This is a genomic window from Nitrospirota bacterium (genome assembly GCA_040752355.1).
In the GTDB taxonomy this organism is placed as follows: Bacteria; Nitrospirota; Thermodesulfovibrionia; order Thermodesulfovibrionales; family Dissulfurispiraceae; genus JBFMCP01.
In genome coordinates this window covers 18,285-40,561 of the sequence record JBFMHE010000006.1, presented here as the reverse complement: position 1 = coordinate 40,561, position 22,277 = coordinate 18,285, and the positions used below count along the sequence as shown (strand labels likewise).

The 22,277-nt window shown below is 61.5% G+C and carries 17 protein-coding genes; 7 read left to right on the top strand and 10 right to left on the bottom strand.

Annotated elements, in window-relative coordinates; translation table 11 throughout:
- Window positions 1–113: 113 nt before the first annotated feature.
- The 3 genes from AB1805_05850 to AB1805_05840 are packed head-to-tail and all read right to left on the bottom strand — an operon-like array spanning window position 114 to window position 4,586.
- On the bottom strand, window positions 114–2,987 hold the full coding sequence (locus AB1805_05850) for an EAL domain-containing protein (GenBank protein MEW5744942.1): 2,874 nt from the start codon (window positions 2,985–2,987) through the stop codon (window positions 114–116).
- Between the two features lie 9 nt (window positions 2,988–2,996).
- Window positions 2,997–3,452, bottom strand: coding sequence for a response regulator (locus tag AB1805_05845; protein MEW5744941.1), 456 nt, complete (start codon window positions 3,450–3,452; stop codon window positions 2,997–2,999).
- Between the two features lie 3 nt (window positions 3,453–3,455).
- On the bottom strand, window positions 3,456–4,586 hold the full coding sequence (locus AB1805_05840; GenBank protein ID MEW5744940.1) for an ATP-binding protein: 1,131 nt from the start codon (window positions 4,584–4,586) through the stop codon (window positions 3,456–3,458).
- A gap of 309 nt (window positions 4,587–4,895) precedes the next feature.
- On the opposite strand from AB1805_05840, the gene AB1805_05835 reads away from it, so the two are divergent.
- Complete coding sequence (locus AB1805_05835) at window positions 4,896–5,279, top strand: hypothetical protein (GenBank protein MEW5744939.1); 384 nt, start codon at window positions 4,896–4,898, stop codon at window positions 5,277–5,279.
- A gap of 46 nt (window positions 5,280–5,325) precedes the next feature.
- On the opposite strand, the gene AB1805_05830 is transcribed toward AB1805_05835, so the two are convergent.
- The 3 genes from AB1805_05830 to gltB are packed head-to-tail and all read right to left on the bottom strand — an operon-like array spanning window position 5,326 to window position 13,397.
- The gene (locus AB1805_05830; GenBank protein MEW5744938.1) at window positions 5,326–6,465 is read right to left on the bottom strand and encodes a hybrid sensor histidine kinase/response regulator; all 1,140 of its coding nucleotides are present in this window, start codon (window positions 6,463–6,465) and stop codon (window positions 5,326–5,328) included.
- Window positions 6,443–8,974, bottom strand: coding sequence for a PAS domain S-box protein (locus AB1805_05825; GenBank protein MEW5744937.1), 2,532 nt, complete (start codon window positions 8,972–8,974; stop codon window positions 6,443–6,445). Before AB1805_05825 ends, AB1805_05830 begins: the two co-directional genes overlap by 23 nt.
- 28 nt (window positions 8,975–9,002) lie before the next feature.
- Window positions 9,003–13,397 carry a glutamate synthase large subunit gene (gltB, locus tag AB1805_05820; protein ID MEW5744936.1) on the bottom strand — a complete coding sequence of 1,465 codons (4,395 nt, stop codon included), beginning with the start codon at window positions 13,395–13,397 and terminating at the stop codon, window positions 9,003–9,005.
- A gap of 244 nt (window positions 13,398–13,641) precedes the next feature.
- On the opposite strand from gltB, the gene AB1805_05815 reads away from it, so the two are divergent.
- A complete protein-coding gene (locus tag AB1805_05815; protein ID MEW5744935.1) occupies window positions 13,642–15,807 on the top strand; it encodes an EAL domain-containing protein in 2,166 nt (721 codons plus the stop codon).
- Window positions 15,808–15,853: 46 nt separating this feature from the next.
- Here AB1805_05815 and AB1805_05810 read toward each other — a convergent pair whose 3' ends face one another.
- The 4 genes from AB1805_05810 to AB1805_05795 form a co-directional block, all read right to left on the bottom strand.
- Window positions 15,854–16,750 carry an NAD(P)/FAD-dependent oxidoreductase gene (locus AB1805_05810; GenBank protein ID MEW5744934.1) on the bottom strand — a complete coding sequence of 299 codons (897 nt, stop codon included), beginning with the start codon at window positions 16,748–16,750 and terminating at the stop codon, window positions 15,854–15,856.
- Between the two features lie 158 nt (window positions 16,751–16,908).
- Window positions 16,909–17,823: an NAD(P)/FAD-dependent oxidoreductase gene (locus AB1805_05805; GenBank protein MEW5744933.1), complete on the bottom strand. Its 915-nt coding sequence runs from the start codon at window positions 17,821–17,823 to the stop codon at window positions 16,909–16,911.
- A gap of 84 nt (window positions 17,824–17,907) precedes the next feature.
- A complete protein-coding gene (locus AB1805_05800; GenBank protein MEW5744932.1) occupies window positions 17,908–18,741 on the bottom strand; it encodes an aldo/keto reductase in 834 nt (277 codons plus the stop codon).
- Between the two features lie 45 nt (window positions 18,742–18,786).
- Window positions 18,787–19,404 carry an HAD family phosphatase gene (locus AB1805_05795; protein ID MEW5744931.1) on the bottom strand — a complete coding sequence of 206 codons (618 nt, stop codon included), beginning with the start codon at window positions 19,402–19,404 and terminating at the stop codon, window positions 18,787–18,789.
- Between the two features lie 276 nt (window positions 19,405–19,680).
- On the opposite strand from AB1805_05795, the gene AB1805_05790 reads away from it, so the two are divergent.
- The 5 genes from AB1805_05790 (at window position 19,681) to AB1805_05770 (ending at window position 22,250) form a co-directional block, all read left to right on the top strand.
- On the top strand, window positions 19,681–20,286 hold the full coding sequence (locus tag AB1805_05790; GenBank protein MEW5744930.1) for a Fe-Mn family superoxide dismutase: 606 nt from the start codon (window positions 19,681–19,683) through the stop codon (window positions 20,284–20,286).
- Window positions 20,287–20,305: 19 nt separating this feature from the next.
- On the top strand, window positions 20,306–20,572 hold the full coding sequence (locus tag AB1805_05785) for a hypothetical protein (protein ID MEW5744929.1): 267 nt from the start codon (window positions 20,306–20,308) through the stop codon (window positions 20,570–20,572).
- 34 nt (window positions 20,573–20,606) lie between these two features.
- Complete coding sequence (locus tag AB1805_05780; GenBank protein ID MEW5744928.1) at window positions 20,607–21,053, top strand: hypothetical protein; 447 nt, start codon at window positions 20,607–20,609, stop codon at window positions 21,051–21,053.
- A gap of 141 nt (window positions 21,054–21,194) precedes the next feature.
- Window positions 21,195–21,695 carry a cytochrome P460 family protein gene (locus tag AB1805_05775; protein ID MEW5744927.1) on the top strand — a complete coding sequence of 167 codons (501 nt, stop codon included), beginning with the start codon at window positions 21,195–21,197 and terminating at the stop codon, window positions 21,693–21,695.
- A gap of 60 nt (window positions 21,696–21,755) precedes the next feature.
- Entirely contained in the window at window positions 21,756–22,250 is a 495-nt protein-coding gene (locus AB1805_05770; GenBank protein MEW5744926.1) for a ferritin family protein, read from the top strand.
- Window positions 22,251–22,277 lie beyond the last annotated feature (27 nt).

Below are 22,277 nucleotides of genomic sequence, written 5' to 3'. Positions count from 1 at the left end.
TCTTCTCATTATTATAGCTCAGGATCTGGAAGGTTTTCGCCCCTGCCGGCCGGGGGCAGAACAGTGCAGGGCAGGAGCGGCGGGCGCGTACAGGGGGCGGAGTCTCCAGCCGACTAACTCCCCGCGGTCATCACCTCGGTGAAGCGCTCCGGAGGCAGGGGCTTGTTGAAGAGATATCCCTGTGCTTCGTCGCACCGGGATTCGTGCAGGAACCTGAGCTGCTCTTCGGTCTCCACCCCTTCGGCAACCACCGTCATCTGCATGGTGTGCGCCATGGCAGTGACCGCCTGGATAATGGCCCTGTTGTCCGGGTCGGTCGTGACATCCTTCACAAACGACCGGTCGATCTTGAGCCTCTGTATGGGCAGCCGCTTCAGATAGCTCAGGGACGAATAGCCGGTGCCGAAGTCGTCGATCGAGATGTGTACCCCTATGGCGGTCAGCTCGTTGAGCTGTCTGGCCGTATGGTCGATATCGCGCATCGCCATGCTCTCGGTGATCTCTATATCAAGACAATCCGGGGACAGGCCGGTCTCGCCGAGTATGCGCCCGATGGTGGCGGCGAGCTGGGGATTCCGGAATTCCCTGGCAGAGAGGTTCACGGTAACGCACACGGGAGGATACCCTGCCTCATGCCATACTTTGAGCTGCGCACAGGCGGTGCGGAGCACCCACTCATCGATGGCCGTTACAAACCCCGTCTCCTCTGCAGCAGGGATAAACCGTCTTGAAGGCAGCACTCCCAGTTCCGGGTGCCGCCAGCGGACCAGCGCCTCCGCACAGACGATACGGCCGGTCCTGATATCGACCTGCGGCTGATAGTAGACCGAGAGCTCTCCACGCTCGATCGTCCGGCGCAGGTAGCTTTCGAAGCGGATTTTCTCGACCGACCGGCTATTGATTTCAGCGTTATAGAACTGGTAGTTGTCTTTGCCCAGCTCCTTGGCATGGTACATGGCGATATCGGCATACCTGAAGAGGGTATCTGCATCTTCACTGTCGTCGGGGCAGATGCTGATGCCGATGCTGGTGGTGATATGGAGCGCGTGGCCGGCGATGAAGTAGGGCTCTTTGAACGAGTGCAAGATCTTTTGCGCTACGGTAGCGGCGTATTCCGCACGGGGGACATCGGTGAGGATAATGTTGAATTCGTCTCCGCCGATACGGGCAACGGTATCGGACTCCCTGATGCTCGCCTTGAGCCGCCGGGCGACCTCCACCAGGAGCTCGTCGCCGGTCTCATGTCCCAGCGTATCATTGACCTCCTTGAAGCGGTCGAGGTCGAGGAAGAGGACCGACAGTTTCTTATGACGGCGGCGTGCTTCTGCAAGTTCGAGAGCGACGATGTCCATGAAAAGCCTCCGGTTGGGCAGACCGGTCAGGGCATCGTGGTGCGCCATGTGCCTGATCTCCTCTTCCAGCCTTTTCCTTTCGGTGATATCGCGCAAGGTCACAATCGAAAGGACCAGTCTCCCGCTCGGATCTTTAACCGGTGCGCCGCCATAGGAGGCGATCCACGTTACGCCTGTATCCCGGCGCCGCACGCGGACCTCGTAGGATTCAATGACCTCCCCTTTCAGCACCCGACCGATGGGCCACTGCTCAACCGGCAGAGGGCGGCCCTCAAGGTCAAAGAGCTCGAAGATTTCTGTGAGGTCATCCAGATGCCGACGCAGTGTTTCCACACTCTTGAAGCCATGAATCTGCAAAGCCGCAGGGTTCATATCGAGCAGGTTGCCCTCAGGATCGAATACGACGAGTCCTTCGGTCATATGGGTGACAACCGCATTCAGCTGGGCGAGCCGTCGATCGCTGGTCTCCTGGGCGGCACGCAGCGCTTCTTCCGTCCTCTTTCGTTCGGTGATGTCGGTGAATATGATCGCGAAGCGGTCTTTCCCGGGACTGTACGCGTACACATCATAATGTCTGTTCGTATCTTTGTTGTAATTTTCAAATCTGACCGACTCTCCGGTCCGGGCAACGCGGCCATAGGTTTCTATCCAGGACTTCTCCAGGTCCGGAAGCACGCTGCTTATAGGCCTTCCCAGTATTCCCCGCGTCAGCCCGGTTATCCGCTCAAAGGCGGTGTTGATCTCGATGAAACGGAAGTCTTTCGGAGAACCGTCACCGGCATATTCGACGTGACCGAGCGCAAACCCTTCCGTCATGTTCGTAAAGAGCATGCGGTAGCGCTCCTCGCTCTCGCGCAACGCCTCCTGCGTCTGTTTGAGGTCGTTGATATCGGTCGCCGTTCCATACCACTTGACGATCCTGCCGGCGCTGTCCCGGACGGGCTCGCCCCGCGAGAGATACCAGTGATAGGCGCCGTCGCGCCTCTTGACACGGTGCTCGACATCGTAGCGTTCGCCCGTCTTCACGGCGTGCTGCCATGCCTTGACCGTGAGCTCGCGGTCGTCGGGGTGCAGCACCGGCGCCCAGTGCCAGGAGCCGTCGGGCCCCTGCTCGAACCCTTCGAACTCCGTTACGCGCTTGTTGTAGTAGTCCACCGTGCCGTCGGGGTCGGCGGTCCAGACGAGCTGGGGCATCACATCAGCAAGCTGGCGAAATCGCCTCCCGCTTTCATATTGCGCCAGTTCCGCCCGCTTGCGTTCCTGGGCATAGCGGCTGGAGCGCAGGAACGTCTCGCTGTCGAGCTGTCCTTTGACCAGGTAGTCCTGCGCTCCCATGCTTATTGCCTGTGCGGCGAGCTCCTCATCGGCGAGCCCGGTCAAGACGATAACGGGGAGCTCCGATGCCTTCTCCTGAAAGCTCCGGAGCGTATCGAGGCCGCTGCTGTCGGGCAGGCCCAAGTCCAGGAGCACGACATCGAACGGCTTTTTCTCCAGCAGCTCCAGCCCGGAAGAAAGCTCCTCCGCGATCGTAAGCAGGCAACGGGGTCTGCAGCTCTCCGTCATCTCACGGATGAGGTCCGCATCGGCGGGGTTGTCCTCGATGAGCAGTATCCTGAGCAGCGGCGCGCTCTTCATGGCATCGCCTTACGACGATCGCGCCATGCAGGGCAGTTTGACGATGGTGAACCAGAAGTCCTCTATCGATTTCACCACATTCAGGAACTGCTCGAAATCGACCGGCTTGGTGATATAGCAGTTTGCATGGAGCCTGTAGGATTTTATGATGTCCGTTTCCTCTTTCGAGGTGGTGAGTACGACTACGGGAATGATACCGAGCTCGGGGTCGCTCTTGATCTCCGCGAGCACCTCTCTGCCGTTCTTTACCGGAAGGTTCAGGTCGAGCAGGATGAGGTCGGGGACCGGCGCATCCGCATAGTGCCCCTCTCGTCTGAGGAATTTCATCGCCTCCTCCCCGTCCGTGGCGACATGGAGCTCGTTCCGCACTTTGGCTTCACTCAGCGCCTCCCGCACGAGATCGACATCACCCGGGTTGTCCTCGATGAGCAGGATTTCGATCGGTCTGCAAAGCTCTTGTTTCATCGGTCATCTCCTCTCTGCTGCAAGGGGTATCGTAAAGAAGAAGGTAGTCCCTTCGCGGGGCGTCGATTTGACCCAGATGCGTCCGTGGTGGCGCTCCACGATCCGTTTGCACAAGGCGAGCCCTATGCCGGTGCCGGGGTGCTCCTGGCGCGTATGCAGCCGCTGGAAGATCAGGAAGATGCGGTCGAAGTGCTCGGGCTTGATCCCGATACCGTTGTCCGAGACGGAAAAGACCCATTCTCCTGCCTCACTCTTTGCCGAGACATGCACTGCCGGAGGGACATCGGGCTTTCTGAACTTCATAGCGTTCCCGATGAGATTCTGCAGCAGCTGTATGAGCTGGGTCTCATCGCCGAGTACGGTAGGCAGATCGTCTTTGGTGATTGCTGCCCGGCTTTCCCGGATTGCAATCGTGAGGTTCGCCACGGCGCTATCGAACACCTTATTCATGTCGACAGGCCTGAAATCGGCTCCGCGCGTGGCGATGCGCGAATACTGCAGGAGCCCCTCGATGAGCTTCTGCATGCGTACTGCGCCCTCCACGGCATAGGTGATGTACTTGTCGGCCTGCTCATCCAGTTTTCCTTTGTACTTCTTCTCGAGGAGCTGTACATAACTGGCGACCATGCGCAGCGGTTCCTGGAGATCATGGGAAGAGACATAGGCGAACTGTTCCAGCTCTCTGTTTGAACGCTCCAGATCGGCAATCAGCCGCTCCCGTTCCTGTTCTGCCCGCTTGCGGCCGGTTACATCGGTAAACTGGAGCGCGATACCGTCATCGACCGGATAGACATACAGATCGAGCCAGACGTTCAGCGGGGAATGGAACCTCTCGAAAGAGACCGGCGCCCTCTCATCCATGACTTTGCGGTAAGCGGCTTCGATGTCGGCGCCCGCGAGGTCAGGATAGGCTTCCCATACCACCCTGCCCAGCAGCTCATGTCTCTGCTTTCCCAGCAGCTCGAGCGCCTTGTCGTTGATGAACGTGTAACGCCACGCGCGGTCGAGGACCACGATGCCGGTCCCCATACCCTGCAGTATGTCTTCGCAGGGCAGAGAGACTATTCCCCGGCCCCGGTCCGAGCTGCCTGCAGTACTCTGCCTGCCGCTCTGTTCATCCCTATCCCGTTCCATTCGGTCCTTTCAAAAGAAGCGAACAGCAGAAGCTATGATCTCGCTTATAAAGTTCCTTTGAGATAGTGCCTGCGTCGCCTGTAAGTCCCATGGTCTTCGAGCCTGGGCCTGGCGATGAAGAGCGCCCGGGTGCAGAGCGGAGGCCTCCGGCGAGATCGTGATGTCCGGTAAAGAGCCCGGGGCGCAATCAGCTGAGTGATACTTATAGTGATACTTATATTGTAGCTTATATGCCCCTGCGCTCCAAAAATGCCGGCGGCGATCTGGTATAATGGTCCTGCTTTCAATAAACGCGACGAGGGTGCGAGCATGAGACATCGAGCGGTTCCGGTATCCGGTTATTTTTTTGCACTATTCCTTATCTTCCTGTACGGGTGCGCGTCCCAGGCGACCCTCGATGAGCACGAGAGGGAATGGATAGCGCGACCGCTGACCGAGCTTAAACAGGAGATGAGCCGGCCCGGCTCGTACGCCTCGAAGACAGGCTGGAAAGAGTCCGTCTATCCGCTCGCCAACGGGAACTCCGTCTATATCGAGCCCTTCGCTAAAGACTGCTTCGTGCATTGGGAAGTGAACCCGCGCGGGACCATTATCGGCTACCGGGCGGAAGGGAGCGGCTGTGTTCAGGCAGCGAGCGCTGACAATAATTCACCCCGGTCGACGACAGCGCCGCTTCCTTCTACGAGGTGGTAGGGGAGAGAGAATAAGCCAGCCCCTCTTCTGCAACTGCCGGTTGCGTTCAGCGGGCTTTCTCGCTGAAGGGGACCTTCTCGAACCAGCGGGCCGGGAAGCGGAGGCGGAAGGCGGTGCCTCTGCCGGGCTCGCTCTCGACATCGATGGCGCCGAGATGCTCTTCGATAATCTGCTTTGCGAGGGGGAGGCCCATGCCGAACTGGTGCTCCTTGGTGCTGTAGAAGGGGTCGAATATCCTGCTCACCTCTTCGGGGGGAATGCCGGAGCCGGTATCGGCGATGGTGAGCACCACGTCCTCTCCTTCGGCGCGGGTGGAGACGCTTACGCTTCCCCCGGCAGGGGTCGCTTCGAGCGCGTTGCGCAGGATATGGAAGATCGCGACCCGGAGCAGGTTCTTTTCCGCGTTGATGCGCAGCGGCTGCGTCGAGAGATCGACGGACATCTCGATGCCCCGGTCTGCGGCTTCCCTCACCACGATCGCCGCAACGCTGCCCGTGATGCTGTTGAGGTCTTCGTAGGAGAAGAGCGACCGGCGGCTCTTCAGGATCTCCTGGAACTCCCCGACGATGCCGTCGAGGCGTTCCGCCTCGGCGACCATGTCCGAAAGCCCCTCCCGCACCCGCTCCGGGAGCTTCTCTTTCGCGAGGAGCCGTTTCCCGGTCCCGCTGATCGTCGCAGCAGGGTTCCGCACCCGGTCGGCGAGGGCGAGGGCCATCAGGCTCATGGTCCGCTCGGCGATGAGCGTCTCCATCTCCTTGTTGAACTCTTCGAGAATGCGGCGGTAGTCCTGCTCCACCTGGATGAGCTTCCGGTACCTGACCGCTTTTTCGAGGGCGTGCAGCAGGTGGTCGGGCTTGTACGGTTTGGTGATGAAGTCGAAGGCCCCTTTCTTCACCGCGTCGATCGCTACCTCGAGGTCGGCATAGGCGGTCATGAGGATGACCGGGATGTCGGGGTCGAGCAGGCGGAGCTGCTCCAGGAGCTCGATGCCCGAGACGCCGGGCATCTTGACGTCCGTCAGCACCGCATCGACAGGGTTGCTCCGGAAGCGGTCGAGCGCCTCCCGCGCATTCTCGGCGGCGATCACCTGGTAGCCGTAGGCGCCGAGGACGAGCGACGCCGAATGGAGGACGAAGGGATCGTCGTCGACGACGAGGATGACGCTATCCTTGTGCTGCCGGCTCACGGCTCAGGACCTCCCTCACCTTGTTCAGCAGATCGCGGGGCGTGAAGGGTTTGGATATGAAGTCGAATCCCTCTTCGAGAATGCCTCGTTTATACATGATATCCGATGCATAGCCGCTCGTAAAGAGCACCTTGATGCCGGGCTTGAGCCGCCGTATCGCCTCGTACGCCTCCCTGCCGTTCTTCTTCGGCATTACCACGTCGAAGAGGAGGAGCTGTATGTCATCCCTGTTCTCGCCGAACTTCCGCACCGCCTCCTCGCCGTCCGCTGCCGTAATGACCCGGTACCCGAACTTCTCGAGGAGCGCCACGGTCGTGTCCCTGACCGCAGTTTCGTCCTCAGCGACGAGGATCGTTTCGGCGCCTGTCGCAAGGGCGGGAAGCGGGGCAGCGGAGGGCTCCTTCCCTGCGCCGGCTGTTACGAGCGGGAGATAGATCCTGAACGTTGTTCCCTTCCCCGGTTCGCTGTAGACGTTGATGTAGCCGTTGTGCTGTTTGACGATGCCCCAGACGATCGCGAGGCCGAGGCCCGTTCCCTTCCCCATTTCCTTGGTGGTGAAGAAGGGCTCGAAGATGCGCGTCCTCGTCGCTTCATCCATGCCGACCCCGGTATCCGATACCTTGATGAGGGCGAAGACGCCCGGGGCCCCGTAGCCGTGGCTCCGGACGAACTCCCCGGTTATCACCCGCTGTTCCGTGCTGATGCTGAGGACGCCGCCTTCGGGCATGGCGTCGCGGGCATTGGTGGCGAGGTTCATCAGCACCTGCTCTACCTGGCCCACGTCAGCCATGACCGGCAGCGATTCCCCGCTCCGGCTGACGCGCAGCTCCACGTCCTCGCCGATGAGGCGGGAGAGGATTTTTTCTATCCTGTCGATGATCTCGTTCAGGTCTACCTCGCGGGGGTTCATGATCTGCCGCCTGCTGAAGGCGAGGAGGCTCTGGGTGAGGATCGCCGCCCGGTCGGCGAGGGCGAGGATCTGGTCGATATAGGTGCGGGAGGGATCGTCCGCAGTCAGCGACATCTGCAAGAGATTGCCGTAACTGATGATCGCCGTCAGGATATTGTTGAAGTCGTGGGCGACGCCGCCGGCGAGCTTGCCGACCGCTTCCATCTTCTGGGCTTGAATGAGCTGCTGCTCGAGCTTCTTCTGGTTCGTGATGTCCCGCATGAACCCGCGGTACGCGATGACCGCTCCCGTTTCATCGCGTACCGTGGTGGCGGTCACGAGCACGGTCAGCCGGTCTCCGTTCTTCCTCCTCATCTCTATCTCGAAGTCTCTGACGAATCCCCGCTCTGCCATCTCTTTTTTCAGCCGTTCGCGCTCCTCCGGCCGGAAATAGAGGTCACGCGCCATATCCACGCCGAGGAGCTCCTCCCGCGACGCGTACCCGAAGAGCTCGACACCGGCGGGATTGATGTCGATCAGCCTCCCCTCCGGCGTGCTGATGGAGACGACGTCTTTCGACTCCTCGAAAAGGGCCCGGTATTTTCTCTCCGATCTCCGCAATGACTCCTCGGCGGTCTTCCGTTCGGTAATATCGCGGAGGAAGCCGACGAAGATAAGGCGGCCTTCTTTTTTGAACTCTCCGTAGGAGATTTCGAGCGGGATCTCCCGGCCGCTCTTGTGGAGTCCCGGCAGCTCTATGCCGCCCCACGGCATGTGCCGCTCGCCGGTGCGTATATGCTGCCTGATCGCCTCGAGATGGAGCTGCCGCATCCGTTGGGGCATCAGGACGGTGACCGGCTGCCCGAGCAGTTCCTCCGGGCGGCAGCCGAATATCTTTTCGACTGCGGGATTGGCGAAGAGGATCGTGCTCTCTTCGTCGATGGTGATGATGGCGTCCCAGGCGGTCTCGACGACGATACGGTACCGCTCTTCGCTCTCGCGGAGGGCTGCCTCGGCCCGCTTGCGCGTGGTGATATCCGAGATGAGCACCATGGTGCCGGCTATCGCGTGTTCGGGAGTGAACAGCGGAGCGGTCGAGAGGCTGACGTCGATGAGCGTGCCGTCCTTCCTGCGGCGCTGGAGCTCCACGCCGGACACGACCTCTCCCCCCAGGGCGCGGCTCCGCAGGGAGTGGTATTCCTCGCGCAGGTGCTCCGGGACGATCGGGCTCGGGCGGCCGATCGTCTCCTCCGCGCTCCAGCCGAAGATGCGCTCGGCGGCCGGGTTCCAGAGCGTCACGTTCCCTTCGGGGTCGAGGGCGATGATGGCGACAGGCGAGGCCTGAATGAGCGAGTAGAGGGTCTGGTTTGCCTCCCCCAGCTCCTCCTCCGACCGGCGGATCCTGAGGACATAGCGGTTGACGAGCGCATAAAGCACCAGCGACGTAGCCATGATATAGAACCAGCCTTTATACGTCTGCAGGCGGCTCAGCTCCGCAGGATCGGTGGCGATCGAGGCGAGCAGCATATCGGAAAAGAGGATCCAGGTGACGCCGATCAGCGCATAGACGAGCGCAACCTTGAGCGGTATGAGCCTCGACCGTACGGTGTCGCTATTCATCAAGAACGGTCCTTTCATGCCGTGAAGGTCATGCCCTGAGGGCGGCCGCATAGGCGGCGCTCGCTGCCCGGACATGCACGGGCACCACCTTTATGAAGTGCGCTGCCTTTTCTCCGGATTCGGCCAGCAATTCGCACGCCTTCGGGCTCGCCGTGTACCGGTAGTGAGCGCGGAGGAGGGCCACGACCTCGCCACGCTCCTCATCGGTGAGCGCGGCGGCGGTAACATAATCGGTATTGAGCTTCGCTGCGGCAGTGCGGTCTTCATCCCAGAGATAGAGCACGCCGCCGGTCATGCCGGCGCCTATGTTGCCTCCGGTCGCGCCGAGTACCACGACTGTACCCCTCGTCATATACTCGCAGAGGTGGTGGCCGACGCCCTCGGCAACGGCGGTCGCCCCGCTGTTCCGGACCGCAAAGCGTTCGCCCGCCCTGCCTGCGGCATACAACTCTCCGCCGGTAGCGCCGTAGAGTACGGTATTCCCCGCGATCACCTGCCGGTGCGGCTCGGGGGCGCCGCCGCCGTCTTCGGGGAATCTCATGACGATCCGTCCCCCGAACATCCCCTTCCCGACGTAGTCATTGGCCTCGCCGATGAGCGTCAGGGACACGCCGCGGTGGTTGAAGGCGCCGAAGCTCTGGCCCGCCGTGCCCCTGAAGGTGAGCTGGAGCGTATCGGGAGGAAGCCCCTCGTCCCCGTAACGTCTGGCGATGACATGGCTGAGCCGCGCCGGAACGCTGCGGTCGACATTGCGTATCGGGTACTCCCGCCGGATCTGCCGGCCATTTTCGATGAAGGGAGACAGCTCCTCGACGAGCCGGGTGTTCAGCGTGGCGGCATTCGCAGGGTTGTCGTTGCGTCCGGCGGGCCCTGCACGCCGGAGGCCGCTGTCCTCTCCTGCCAGGAGCGTGCCGAGGCCGAACCTCCGTGCAGCGGGATGGAGCTGGTGCGGCTCCGGCGCGAGCAGGTCGGTCCGCCCGATTATCTCCTCGAGCGACCGGCGGCCCATACGGGCGAGCAGCTCCCGCGTCTCCCGGGCGACGGCCCTGAAGTAGGTCATTACTCCTTCAACCGTGCCCCTGAACCTGCCGCGGAGCTTTTCGTCCTGGGTGGCGATGCCGGTGGGACAGGTGTTAAGGTGGCACTGCCGCGCCATGACGCACCCGGCGGCGATCATCGTCGCGGTGCCGAACCCGAACTCCTCTGCGCCGAGGAGCGCCGCGATGATGACGTCCCTGCCTGTCCTGAGCCCGCCGTCTACCCGGAGCACCACCCGTTCCCGGAGGCCGTTCTCCATCAGCACGCGGTGCGCTTCGAGGAGCCCTGTCTCCCAGGGCCCTCCCGCGTGCCGTATCGACCCGAGCGGGGAGGCGCCGGTGCCGCCCTCGCCGCCGCTGATCTGGACGATATCGGCATAGGCCTTTGCCACGCCTGCAGCGACGGTGCCGACCCCTGTCTGCGCCACGAGCTTCACGCAGACTTTCGCTTCGGGATTCGCCTCCTTGAGGTCGTTGATGAGCTGGGCGAGGTCTTCGATAGAGTAGATATCGTGGTGCGGCGGCGGCGAGATGAGCGGTATGCCCGGCGTGCAGTGGCGCAGCAGGGCGATGTAACCGCTCACCTTGGAGCCGGGGAGATGGCCGCCTTCGCCGGGCTTCGCTCCCTGGGCTATCTTGATCTCGATCTCGTCAGCGGATGCGAGATAGGCCGGCGTGACCCCGAATCTCCCGGAGGCGACCTGCTTGATCGCGCTGTTCTTCGGCCCCCCGTACCGCCGGGGGTCTTCTCCCCCCTCGCCGCTGTTGCTCCTGATGCCGAGGCGGTTGCAGGCCTCGGCGATCGTCTCGTGCGCCTCGGGAGAGAGCGCGCCGATGGACATGGCCCCGGAGAAGAACCTCCTGAGGACCGCCTCTTCCGCCTCTGCCTCGCCGACCGGGAGGGGACGCCCTTCCTTATAGCCGAGGAGATGGCGCAGAAAGAGAGGCTGCTCCCCGGCCGCCCGGGAGAGTTCGCGATAGGCGGCATCGGAAGGAGTCTTGATGAACTTATTGATCGCGGCTACCAGGGGAGCAGACCACGCATGCAGTTCCCCCCCTTTCCGGTAGTGCAGCTCGCCGCCGTACTCGAGCACGGGGTGCGGCTCCTCGTAGCCGCTGTTGTGCCGATCGAGGAGCGACTCTTCGAGCGCAGCGATGCCGTCCGCCTCGATCACGACCGGGGTGCCGGTGAAGAACTCGTCGACGAAGTCCCTGTTCAGGCATACGGCATCGAAGAGCTGTGCGCCGCGATAGGAATTGAGGGTCGAAATGCCCATGCGCGCGATCACCTTGAGCAGTCCTTCATCGATAGCCCGCTTGTAGTTGCGCGCCGCGTCCTCGTAGGGGACGGCGACCGCTCCTCTCCGGCACTCGTCATGGACCGTCTCGAATGCGAGATAGGGATAGACCGCGGAAGCGCCGTAGCCGATGAGGCAGGCGATATGGTGTATATCCCGCGCCTCCCCGGTCTCGGCGATGATGCTGACCCGGTCGGCGAGGCGCTCCCGCTGCAGGGCCTTGAAGGAGGCCGAGACAGCGAGCAGGACCGGGATCGCCGCGTGGCGCCGGGAGATATCGATGTCCGAGAGGATGAGGAGCTCGACCCCGCCCTGTACCGCCTGGAGCACCTGCTGCTGGAGCGCTGCTACCGAGTGGGGGAGAAAGGGCGTCGGCTCCGAGCAGGGAAAGGTCGTCAGTATCCGCTGGAAGGTGATAGAGGGCTGCCGCTCGATCTCCCGCATGGTGCTCTCGAGCAGGAGCGGAGAGTCCAGGTGGATCCGGCGGGCGTGCTCCGGCATCTCGGCGAGGAAGCTCCGTTTCCGGCCGAGGTTCATGGAGAGCGACATCACCTCCCGCTCCCGGATATAGTCGATGGGAGGATTCGTGACCTGCGAGAACTTCTGCTTGAAGTACCTGAAGAGGAGCTGCGGGCGTGCGGACAGGGGAGGGAGGGGCGTATCGTCTCCCATGGAGTAGGTCATCTCCCTGCCTGTCTCCGCCATCGTCTTCAGGGAGGTCCGGAGCTCTTCGGCCGTGTACCCGAAGGCCTTCTGTTTGCGGATGAGGTCGTGGTCATGCCGCGGAACGGGAATGCGTGTCTCCCCGAGCTTGAGGAAAAAGCGGTCGAGCCACTCCCGGTAGGGCCTCTGCGCTGCCAGCTCCCCGAGTATCTCGTCGGTATGCTTCAGTACGCCCCGTGCGGTATCGACGGTGACGATATCGCCGGGACCCAGGCGGCCCCTCTCCACGACAGTCCGCTTGCCGAGGTCCACCATGCCCGTCTCGGACCCCATCACCATGAGCCCGTCATCGGTCACCAGGTAACGGAGGGGCCTCAGGCCGTTGCGGTCGAGGTGGGCGCCGATCGTGACGCCGTCGGTGAAGGTTACGGCAGCAGGGCCGTCCCAGGGCTTCATGAGCAGCGACTGGTATTCGAGAAAGGCCTTCACCTCGTCGCTGAAGGGTGCGTGCTCCCAGGCGGGCGGGATGCACATGAGGAGCGCGTGGGCCGGCGGGAACCCCGAGAGCACCAGCAGCTCCACGATCCTGTCGAGCGAGGCGGAGTCGCTCTCTTCCCGCGAGACGAGGGGGTGCAGCGGCTCGCCGCCGAAGAGCTCGTGCCGCACCATATGCTCGAAGGTGACCATCCGGTTCCTGTTGCCCTGAATGGTGTTGATCTCGCCGTTGTGGGCGATGACCCTGAAGGGCTGCGCGATCGACCAGTCGGGGAGGGTGTTGGTCGAGAAGCGCTGGTGGAACATGCAGAAGGCCGACCCGACAGAGGGGTCGCGCAGGTCGGGATAGAATTCGGCGAGATGCGTTGCCGCCAGCAGCCCCTTGTAGACGATCGTCTTCGTGGAGAGCGAGGCGACATACACTGAAGAGGCGAGGGTCCGCTCGATCTCTTTTCGCGCGAGGTACAGCCGGCTCTCGCGGCGCGGCGCCGGGATCTGCACAGTATCGAGGAGGAGGTGCCGTATCCGCGGCATGGTGCGGAGCGCCGATGCGCCGAGGGCATTCCTGTCGGTGGGAACGTCCCGCCAGCCGATGACCGTGAACGTCCGCCTCCTGAATACTTCCTCTATGGACGGCTCTGCATCATCGGAGAGGAAGAACGTTCCCACGGCGAGCGTTGCCGCGTCCGCCAGGGAGTAGCCCTTTCGGGCTACCTCCCCGCGGAAGAGCTCCTGCGGTATCTGGATGAGGACCCCGGCGCCGTCGCCGGTCTTCCCGTCCGCGCCGACGGCGCCCCGATGAGTAAGGTTCTTTACGGCTTCGGTCCCCCGGAGGACGATATCATGGCTTTTGGTCCCTGCGAGAGTACAGATGAAGCCGACGCCGCAGGAGCCGGTGCTGTCCGGATGCTCGCGAATGTTCTTCTGCATGGCCTGCCCACGATGCAAGAGATGTGTCGTACAGCGCTTTTGACCTACTCAAATTGTATCAGATATTTCGGGCGTTGCCAGCGTACCGGGTACCGCTGCCCCGATAGTGGAAAAAAGATGCGCGTTAAGGGTAATATTAGAAACTATTTACATGCTTTCCGCCGCTTCAGCAGTTCCCGAGCCTTAAAGACACGAGCAAGCCTCAACAGGAGTACGACGCATCCACCGCGTGGTGTGGGGGGATATGGATCCGCGCAGAAAAAAGAAGTGCGAACTTGTTGCCGCTACGGAGGAGCTCCGCTGCAGGCTCGCCCGGGCCGAGGAGGAGCTTCACCGGGCGAGGAGCATTGCTCAGGCGTCTTCCGAAGCAGCGCGGTACCGCGCCGGCGATACGCTGCGGGCACTGGCCCAGGCCTCGCCTCTGGCGATCATCGTCCTCGACCGTAACGGCGATGTGCTGATGTGGAGCCCTGCTGCGGAGCAGCTCTTCGGCTGGAGCGGGCAGGAGGTGCTCGGCCGTCCGCTCCCTATCATTCCCGAAGACCAGCGGGCCCACTACCTGGAGAGCATACGGCAGCAGTTCAGGGGAATCTCACACTCCGGGGTCGAGCTGCGCCGTCTCAGGAAAAACGGGACCCTTATCGATGTCTGCCTCTGGACAGCGCCGCTGCGCGACGAGGGAGGGGAGGTCATCGGCCTCGTGGGCATGATCGCCGATATCACGGAGCGGAAGCGCACCGAGGAGGCGCTCCGGGCGAGCGAGGCCCGGCTCACGATCATAACCCGGAACGCACCCGGGTACATCATGCAGCTCGACCGCAACGGGACGATCATCTACATGAACAGGACGGCCTCCGGCTGCGAGATGAGCGAGGTGATCGGCAGCTGCTTCTTCGACTGGGTCCCGGCGCACTCCCGCCATCTGGCGCGCGCTGCGCTCGCCGCCGTATTCGATACCGGAAATTCCCGGGAGTACGAAATCGAGGGAGCGGACCCGAACGGCGAGTTGCGGTGGTACCGGGTGCATATAGCGCCGGTCCCCACCGACAGCCTGATCCTGAGCGCCATCGCCGTTGCCACGGACATTACCGAGAACAAGCGGGCCGAAGAGGCGATCAGGTACCAGGCGTATCACGATCTGCTCACCGGCCTGCCGAACCGGATGCTCTTGATGGACCACCTCGACCGCGCCATCCTCCAGGCGCACCGCGACCGGACGAGGCTGGCGGTGATGTTCATGGATATCGACCGGTTCAAGAGCATCAACGATACCCTCGGGCACGATGCCGGCGACCGGCTGCTGAAAGAGGTCGCGGCGCGGTTGAGGCCCTGCATCCGCGAGTCCGATACGATAGGCCGTATCGGCGGCGACGAGTTTACGATCCTGCTCCCCCAGGTCGCGCAGGCGGAAGACGCCGCGAAGATCGCAACGAAAGTGCTGGCCGCCTTCGAGAAGTTTTTTATCCTCGGCGGGCAGGAGCTCCATGTGACGCCGAGCATCGGCATCAGCATGTATCCCGACGACGGGGAGTACGCCGAGACCCTCCTCAAGAACGCCGATATCGCCATGTACCACGCCAAGGAGCAGGGGCGGAACAACTACCAGTTCTACAACCCCGTCATGAACGTGGCCACGCTGGAACGGATGATCCTCGAGAACAGCCTGCGCCAGACGCTGAAGCGGGGAGAGTTGAGCGTCCACTACCTGCCGCAGGTGAGCATCGATACCCGGCAGCTTATCGGGGTCGAGGCCCTGGTGCGCTGGAAGCATCCCGAGCTCGGCCTGATCGACCCGTTCCGGTTCATCCCCCTCGCCGAGGAGACGGGCTTCATCGTCACGATGGATGAGTGGGTGCTGCGCACCGCCTGCGCAGAGAGAAGGTCGTGGGACGAGGCGGGATATCCGCCGCTCACGATTACCGTCAACCTCTCGGCGCGCCAGTTCCTGCAGGCCAATCTCGCCGAGGTGGTCTTCCGGACGCTCCAGGAGACCGGGCTCGAGCCGCGGTGGCTCGCGCTCGAGGTTGCCGAGGGCACGGTCATGGAGGATTGCGGCGCAGCGATGCCTGCTCTGGAAGAGCTGACCGCCGCAGGGGTGCGCCTCTCGATCGATGACTTCGGGACCGGCCTGTCTTCAGTGAGCTGCTTGAAGCGGCTCCCGGTCCATACGATCAAGATAGACAGGTCTCTGGTGAGGGGGCTTCCCGGCGATAGCGGCGATCAGGCCGTCGTGGGAGCGATTGTCGCCATGGCGCACAGCCTGAAGCTGAAGGTGGTCGCCGAAGGGGTCGAGACAGAGGAGCAGCTCGCGGCCCTCCTCGAGAGCGGCTGTGACGGTATGCAGGGATACCTCTTCAGCGAGGCGGTCGATGCGGAAGAGCTCAGGGCCCTGATCAGCCTGTACCGTTAGAGCGTAACGAGCGGGGAGAGGGGGCGCTAAGGTTTTTATGCAAGTGCTACATCTGGAGGAGGCGCTTGTTGATATCGATCGCGGCGACGGCGCCTTCTCCTGCGGCGATGACGACCTGGTCGTTCCCGGTGTTGAGCGGGCCGACGATGTAGAGGCCGCTCAGGGACGACTCGTAGGCAGCGCTCACGACATATTTGAACCCCTGCGCATCTTTTTTGAGGTCGAGCCCGGAGAGAAAGGCGTCATTCAGCTTGAACCCGAAGTGGGACATGATCGCCTCGCAGGCGACAGTCGTTCCGTCCTGGAGCTCTACCCCTTCCAGCACCTTCTCGCCGATAACGCGAACAGGCCTGCTGATGACGAGGCGGATGCGCTCCTCTTTCAACTCCTCTTTGTAATCGTCGGGGAGCTTGTCGGTATAGAGGACGAGTGTGATGTCGTCGGTATACATTCTCTTCATGGCGAGGGCGAGGTCCGCCGACTTGATCGAGTTGCCGATGATGACCAGTTTCTTGCCCCTGGTCCGGTAGCCGTCGCAATCGACGCAGGTGTAGATGCTCGTGCCGAAGAAGGTGAAGAGGTTTTCGATCGAGGGGAGATTGTCCTGGGCGCCTGACGAGACGATGACGAACGGGGCGCGGTAGACCGCCTCCCCTGCGCTCACCTCGAAGAGGCCGCCCTTTTTCTCTATCGCGGTCACGAGCCCTTTCATGACCGTGACGCCGAAGCTGCGGGCCTGCTCTATGCCCCGCTCGATAATCTCCTTGCCGGTGATGACCTTCTGGGTCAGGAAGTTCTCTATGTGGCGGGCATGCCAGGTCCTCCCGCCGCCGCGGTCGATGAGCAGCACCTCCTTGCTGAACCGTCCCAGGTAAATCGCGGCCTGGAGCCCGCCGGGCCCTGCGCCCACAATGATGCAGTCGTAGCTATTCTCTTCAGCCATGGCTGAAGAGAATAGTAAACGAGATGAAGGGATAAAGACAAGTAAGGACAGACAAGTAAGAAGTAAGAAGTAAGAAGACGGGGGGGAGCTTAAGGGAGTTTTTTATTCTGGCTCCTGTTTTCACTTCCTACTTCTCAGTTCCCACTTCTCACTTGCCTTTATTCCGTGAAGAACGCCATTTTGCGCTGTTCGAGGACGGCGCGCTTGATGTCGAGGGCGGCGACGGCGCCTTCTCCTGCAGCGATGACGACCTGGTCGTGGCCGGTGTTGAGCGGGCCGACGATGTAGAGGCCGCTCAGGGATGACTCGTAGTCCCGGCTGGTAACATAGTATCCCCGCTGGTTCTTCTTGAGCTCGAGCCCTGAAAGGAAGTCGTCATTGCGGCGATAGCCGTAGGTCGACATGACCGCCTCGCAGGGAATGCGCTCTCCGCTGCTCAGTTCCACGGCCTCGAGGTGTTCGCCGCCGAGCAATTTTACCGGCTCCCCTTTAACGAGCGGAATGCCCTCGTCGCTCAGCTCCTCCTCGTATTCGGGTGGTATGCTGTCGGCATCGACCACGACGGTGATATCGCCGGTGTACATCTCTTTCATGGCGAATGCATGATTGACCGCCTCGATGCCGTCTCCCATGACGACGATCTTTTTTCCGGTGGTGCGGTACCCGTCGCAATCGATGCAGGTGTGGAACGAGTCGCCGAAAAAGGTGTAGAGGTTCTCGAGCGGCGGAAGGATGTCATAGACGCCGGACGAGACGATGACGAAGCGGGCGCGGCAGGTATCGGTGTGGGTGTCCACTTCGAAGGTATCGCGCTTCCGGATGCCGATCACCTGTCCCCGCTCGACACGGGTCCCGAACTGCTTCGCCTGCTCGATGCCGGTCGTAATGAGCTCCTCCCCGGTGACGAGCCGGTGGCCGAAGTAGTTCTCGATATGTTTCGCATGCCATGTCCTGCCTCCCGTCCTGTCGATGAGGAGGACTTCGAAATTGCATCGTCCCAGGTAAATGGCAGCCTGGAGCCCGCCGGGTCCGGCGCCGATAATCAGACAGTCGTACAGTTTCTCTTCTCTCATGACTCCCTCGCTTTCACGGGTGCTCTCAGGGATTACGGACAGCGCGCGGCCCCCCTGTGTGCCGGTCGAACAGGGTGCAGCGTTTTACGGTTTGTAATACAGCAGCTGCCGGGCAAAGGGAGCGGTCTCGTCGATGAGCTCCTGCAGCTCGCGGTCGGAAAGGGGACGGAAGGACTTCGCAAAGGCGACATTCTCCTCGAGCTGTGCAACGCTGTCGCACCCGATGACCGCTGTGGTGATCCCCTGGGAGAGCGCGAAGCGCAGGAACGGCTCCATCGAGCTGAACCACGGCAGCTGCTCTGCGAGCCCGCGGAAATAGACCTTCATGCCGATAACCCCCATGTCCTTCTCTTGTGCGAGCGGCAGCGCGGTCCGGATGAAACTGTTGTGCGACGGTTCCGCGGGATTGACCGGCAGCAGCACCGTATCGAAGTCGAACATCCCGATGCACCGGGAGATGACGGCGGGATCGTGATGGCCGGTCACGCCGACGAAGCGGACGAGACCTTTCGCCTTCGCCTCGGCGAAGGCCTCGACGGCCCCGTCGGGACCGAAGAGCTCCTCGATATCATCGGCGGTCCTCACATCGTGCACCTGCCAGAGGTCGAGGTGGTCCGTCTTCATGGCGCGCAGGGTCTCGGCAAGGTGCGCGAGGGCGCCTTTTTTATCCCTGGCGTGGGACTTGCTCGTGAGGAATACCTCTGCCCTGCGCTCTTTCAGGGCCAGGCCGTAATAGGATTCGCTGCCGGAGTAGGCCCGCGCCGATTCGCAGTACGTGATGCCGAGGTCGATCGCCGTGTTGATGAGCCGGTAAGCGTCCTCTTCATAGCCGTAGGTCCTGAGCACTCCCTCTCCGCCGAGCCCCAGGACGGTGACCGCAACGCCTGTCCTGCCGAGAACTCTTTTCGGAATATCCATAAGGCAATTGTAGCAGACAATGCGGAAGCCCGCAAAAGCCGGGGCTCAGACGAAAGCGCTTATCTTCGCTTCGAAATCATCGATGCCCTGGAAATGGATGACCCTGTATCCCCGCTCAGTGGCCCTCCCGGTGTTTCCTTTGTCGTCATCGACGAAGAGCATCTCCCCGGGCCTGAACCCGATGCGTGCGGCCGCATCCATAAAGATCGAGGGATCCCGCTTGCTTTTGTGCAGCGTGAAGGAGTTGAAGAGGTGGTCGAAGTAGTGATAGAAGGGGTCCCTCCGGTTCAGCTCGTCGAGCCAGTTCGTCTGGTCGCTCAGAAGGGCTACGACGATGCCGTGGTATCTGAGTCGCTCGACATGCCGGAGCATGCGCCGGCGGAGCACGAAGCGCTTGAGAATCTCCTCCCTGAGCTCGCCGTCGCTCCAGGTGATGCCCGTCTCTTCCCGCAGCGCGCTCCAGTAGCTCGCCTCGTCGGTCTGTCCGGTGACATAGCCGATCTCGTAGATAAGCTCCCGGGCCTGCTCGAAAAAGCGCTCGGGATCACGATTGTCCTTGAGGGCGACCGCTTTGAGCCCGCCCCTGAAGCCCTCTTCTGCCAGGACCCCGCCGAAGTCGAACAGGACTGCCTTGAGCGGCGCTTTTTTTTCAGGTCTTTTCATGGTGTCCCCGGAGAGTATCGAGAAGCCACGGCAGGTGTTGTTAAGGAGATTATAGCAGAAAAAAGGACCGGGAACGTTCGGATCGGGATGCCCCGCAGCGAGCTCCAAACGTCGGACTCTCCGCTATTTGACATTTATGCCCAATCTGGTAGCATTTAGGTAATTTACCGCGGGGCCCGGCATCCGCAAGGGAATGCGGAGGGGTTGCTATCGAATGGAAAAGATAATAGAATTCAATCAGAATCCAGCATTCATCATCTCAAGGAGGACTGCATTATGGCGTACACGGCAAATGATTACAGCAAGCTGATCGGCATGGAGGGATTCAGCGAGACGCTCCTGAAGAACCACTTTACGCTCTATCAGGGATATGTGACCAATACCAACAAGCTCCTGGATTCCCTGGCGGCGCTGCTCAAGGACGGGAAGGAGTCGACTCCCGAGTACGCTGAAATGAAGCGGAGGCTCGGATGGGAGTTCAACGGGGTGCGGCTCCACGAGTTTTATTTCGAAAATCTCGGCGGCAACGGGAGTATCGACAAGAACGGCAAGCTCGCTGCACGGATGGCCGAGGACTTCGGAAGCTATGAGTCCTGGGAAAAGGATTTCAAGGCTGCGGGAGCGATGAGGGGCATCGGCTGGACAGCCCTCTATCAGGATTCGCGCACCGGCAAGCTCATGAACTTCTGGATCAATGAGCACGATACCGGGCATCCTTCCTCATGCAACCTCATACTGATAATGGATGTCTTCGAGCATGCCTTCATGATCGATTACGGGTTGAAGAGAGCCGATTATATCGCTGCCTTCTTCAAGAACATCAACTGGGCGGCGGCAGAAGCGCGGCTGCAGCAGACGCCTGCCCTCGCAGGAGTGGCATAGCGTTCCATAGGATAGCGTCGTGGATGTAAAGGAGATCAAAGAACTGGCGAAGAAGTATACCCCCGACCAGATAGAGCGGTGCATAACACAACAGCTCGAGACCGGGGCCAACGTCTGCATCGACAGCCGCCCTGCGGAGGAGATTATCAGCAGTCTCTCGAAGGCGGAGCTCGTGAGCGAATTGGTTGCCGAAGGAATGCCCCTGGCCGATGCGATCAGGGAGCTGGCGAAGCGTATACGCCGGGCGCAGCAGGGGTTCGATCCCGGGGAGACCTGGCCGGAATGAGACCTGCTGCCGTTCCGGAAGGCGAGGGAATGCGGTGCCGCATGCGGGGTTGATGGATGCCGACGCCCTCGGGCCCGAAGCAGCGGCGCTGCAGCAGGCGAAGCTGCATATCCGCGGCGGCAGGCGACGGTTGCGGCAGGGCAAGATCGCTGCAGGGATCGTGACCCTGTATGATGCCCTGGGGAGCGCCATGCACTGGTATGTGCTCGGACCTGAGCGGCGGAAGAGCCTTCGCGTAGAGGAGGGGGAACGACTGGATGACGAGAAGACGCTTTATTCTCTCCTGACCCGCTCGGACGTGCTCGACGGCAAGTTCGACTACGCGTCCTTCGATGCGCTCGTCGAAAAAGCGTTGCACGAGGAGCTCCCGGGGTATGACTATTCCGGCCTCCTCAGCGATTTCGAATCCGTTATGGTGCAGCTCGGGGTTCTGCCGTTCGACGAGGCGGAGCTCCCTCCCGAAGATCCTTCGACCTACTGAGGTCTTTGCGCAGGTGTGGACGTACGTTCTTGGCAGCTGAGGGGTGCCGCAATCCGCAGCCTTGACAACCACTTGCCTGTTTGGTAGGAGTTAAGTAGCAGTTATGGTTGCTCGTAAACCACTATTCAGGAGGTATGGGTTATGAAAACAGCGGTAGCAGCTCTCTGTCTCTTTGCTCTCCTTGCAGCAGGTTCCGGCTCTTATGCGGTGCATGAGCAGATCCCTTCGGAAACGCAGAAGGTCATGCCGGGGCCCAACGCCAAGGCGCTCTACGATTACATAACGAAGACCGATCCCTACACCCAGTGGGATATGTGGCCCGGCAAAGGGAAGCTCTACAAGGGGACGGAGCCCCACGGCGTTCTGCTCACCACCTATGTCAATGAGCCTGCGCTCAGATCGATCGGCAAGAAGAAGGGCATGGCCAACGATGCGATCATCGTGAAGGAGAACTACAAGTCCGACAAAGAGCTCGCCGCCCTCACCGTGATGTACAAGGTGAAAGGCTACAACCCGTCTGCCGGGAACTGGTTCTGGGCTAAATATGCTCCGGACGGCACGGTGCAGGCTTCGGGAAAGGTGGAGAGCTGTATCGGCTGCCACGCGAAGAACAAGGCCGGCGACTATATCCTGACCAAGTAGCGCGCCCTGTGCAGCAGCGATGAACAACCATCCTTTATTCGACGAAGGGAGAGCCGGGTAATGGCGACAGGGAAAGAGGACGTGCTCCAGGCGCTCATGGACGCCTATTTCATGGAGAAGGGGACTCGGGAGTTTTATGCGCAGGCTGCGCAGAAGGTGTCGGCTGCCGAGGCGAAGCAGGCGTTCAAGGAGCTTGCGGAATGGGAGGACCGGCACATGGAGTATATCGGGTACCTCTACCGGTCGATGACGGAAGACCGGGATGTGCAGGGGTTCGAGGAGTTCAGCAGAAAGAGCCCTGCTCCTCTCACCGAGGCGGGAATCCCGGTAAAGGATCTCGAATCGAGTATCGAGCGCTATACCATTACCGACGACATGGGAGCGGTCGCCCTGGCGCTCGAGATCGAGGGCAAGGCCTACAATCTCTACTGGAAGCTCTCGAGGAGCGCTGCGGATACCAATGCACGGGTCGTCTTCAGGAGCATGATGGAGCAGGAGACGAAGCACATCGACCATCTCAGGAGCATGATGGCAAAGCTCTCCCGGGCAGCCTAACCCCTATCTCACCACGTACGGAGGGAG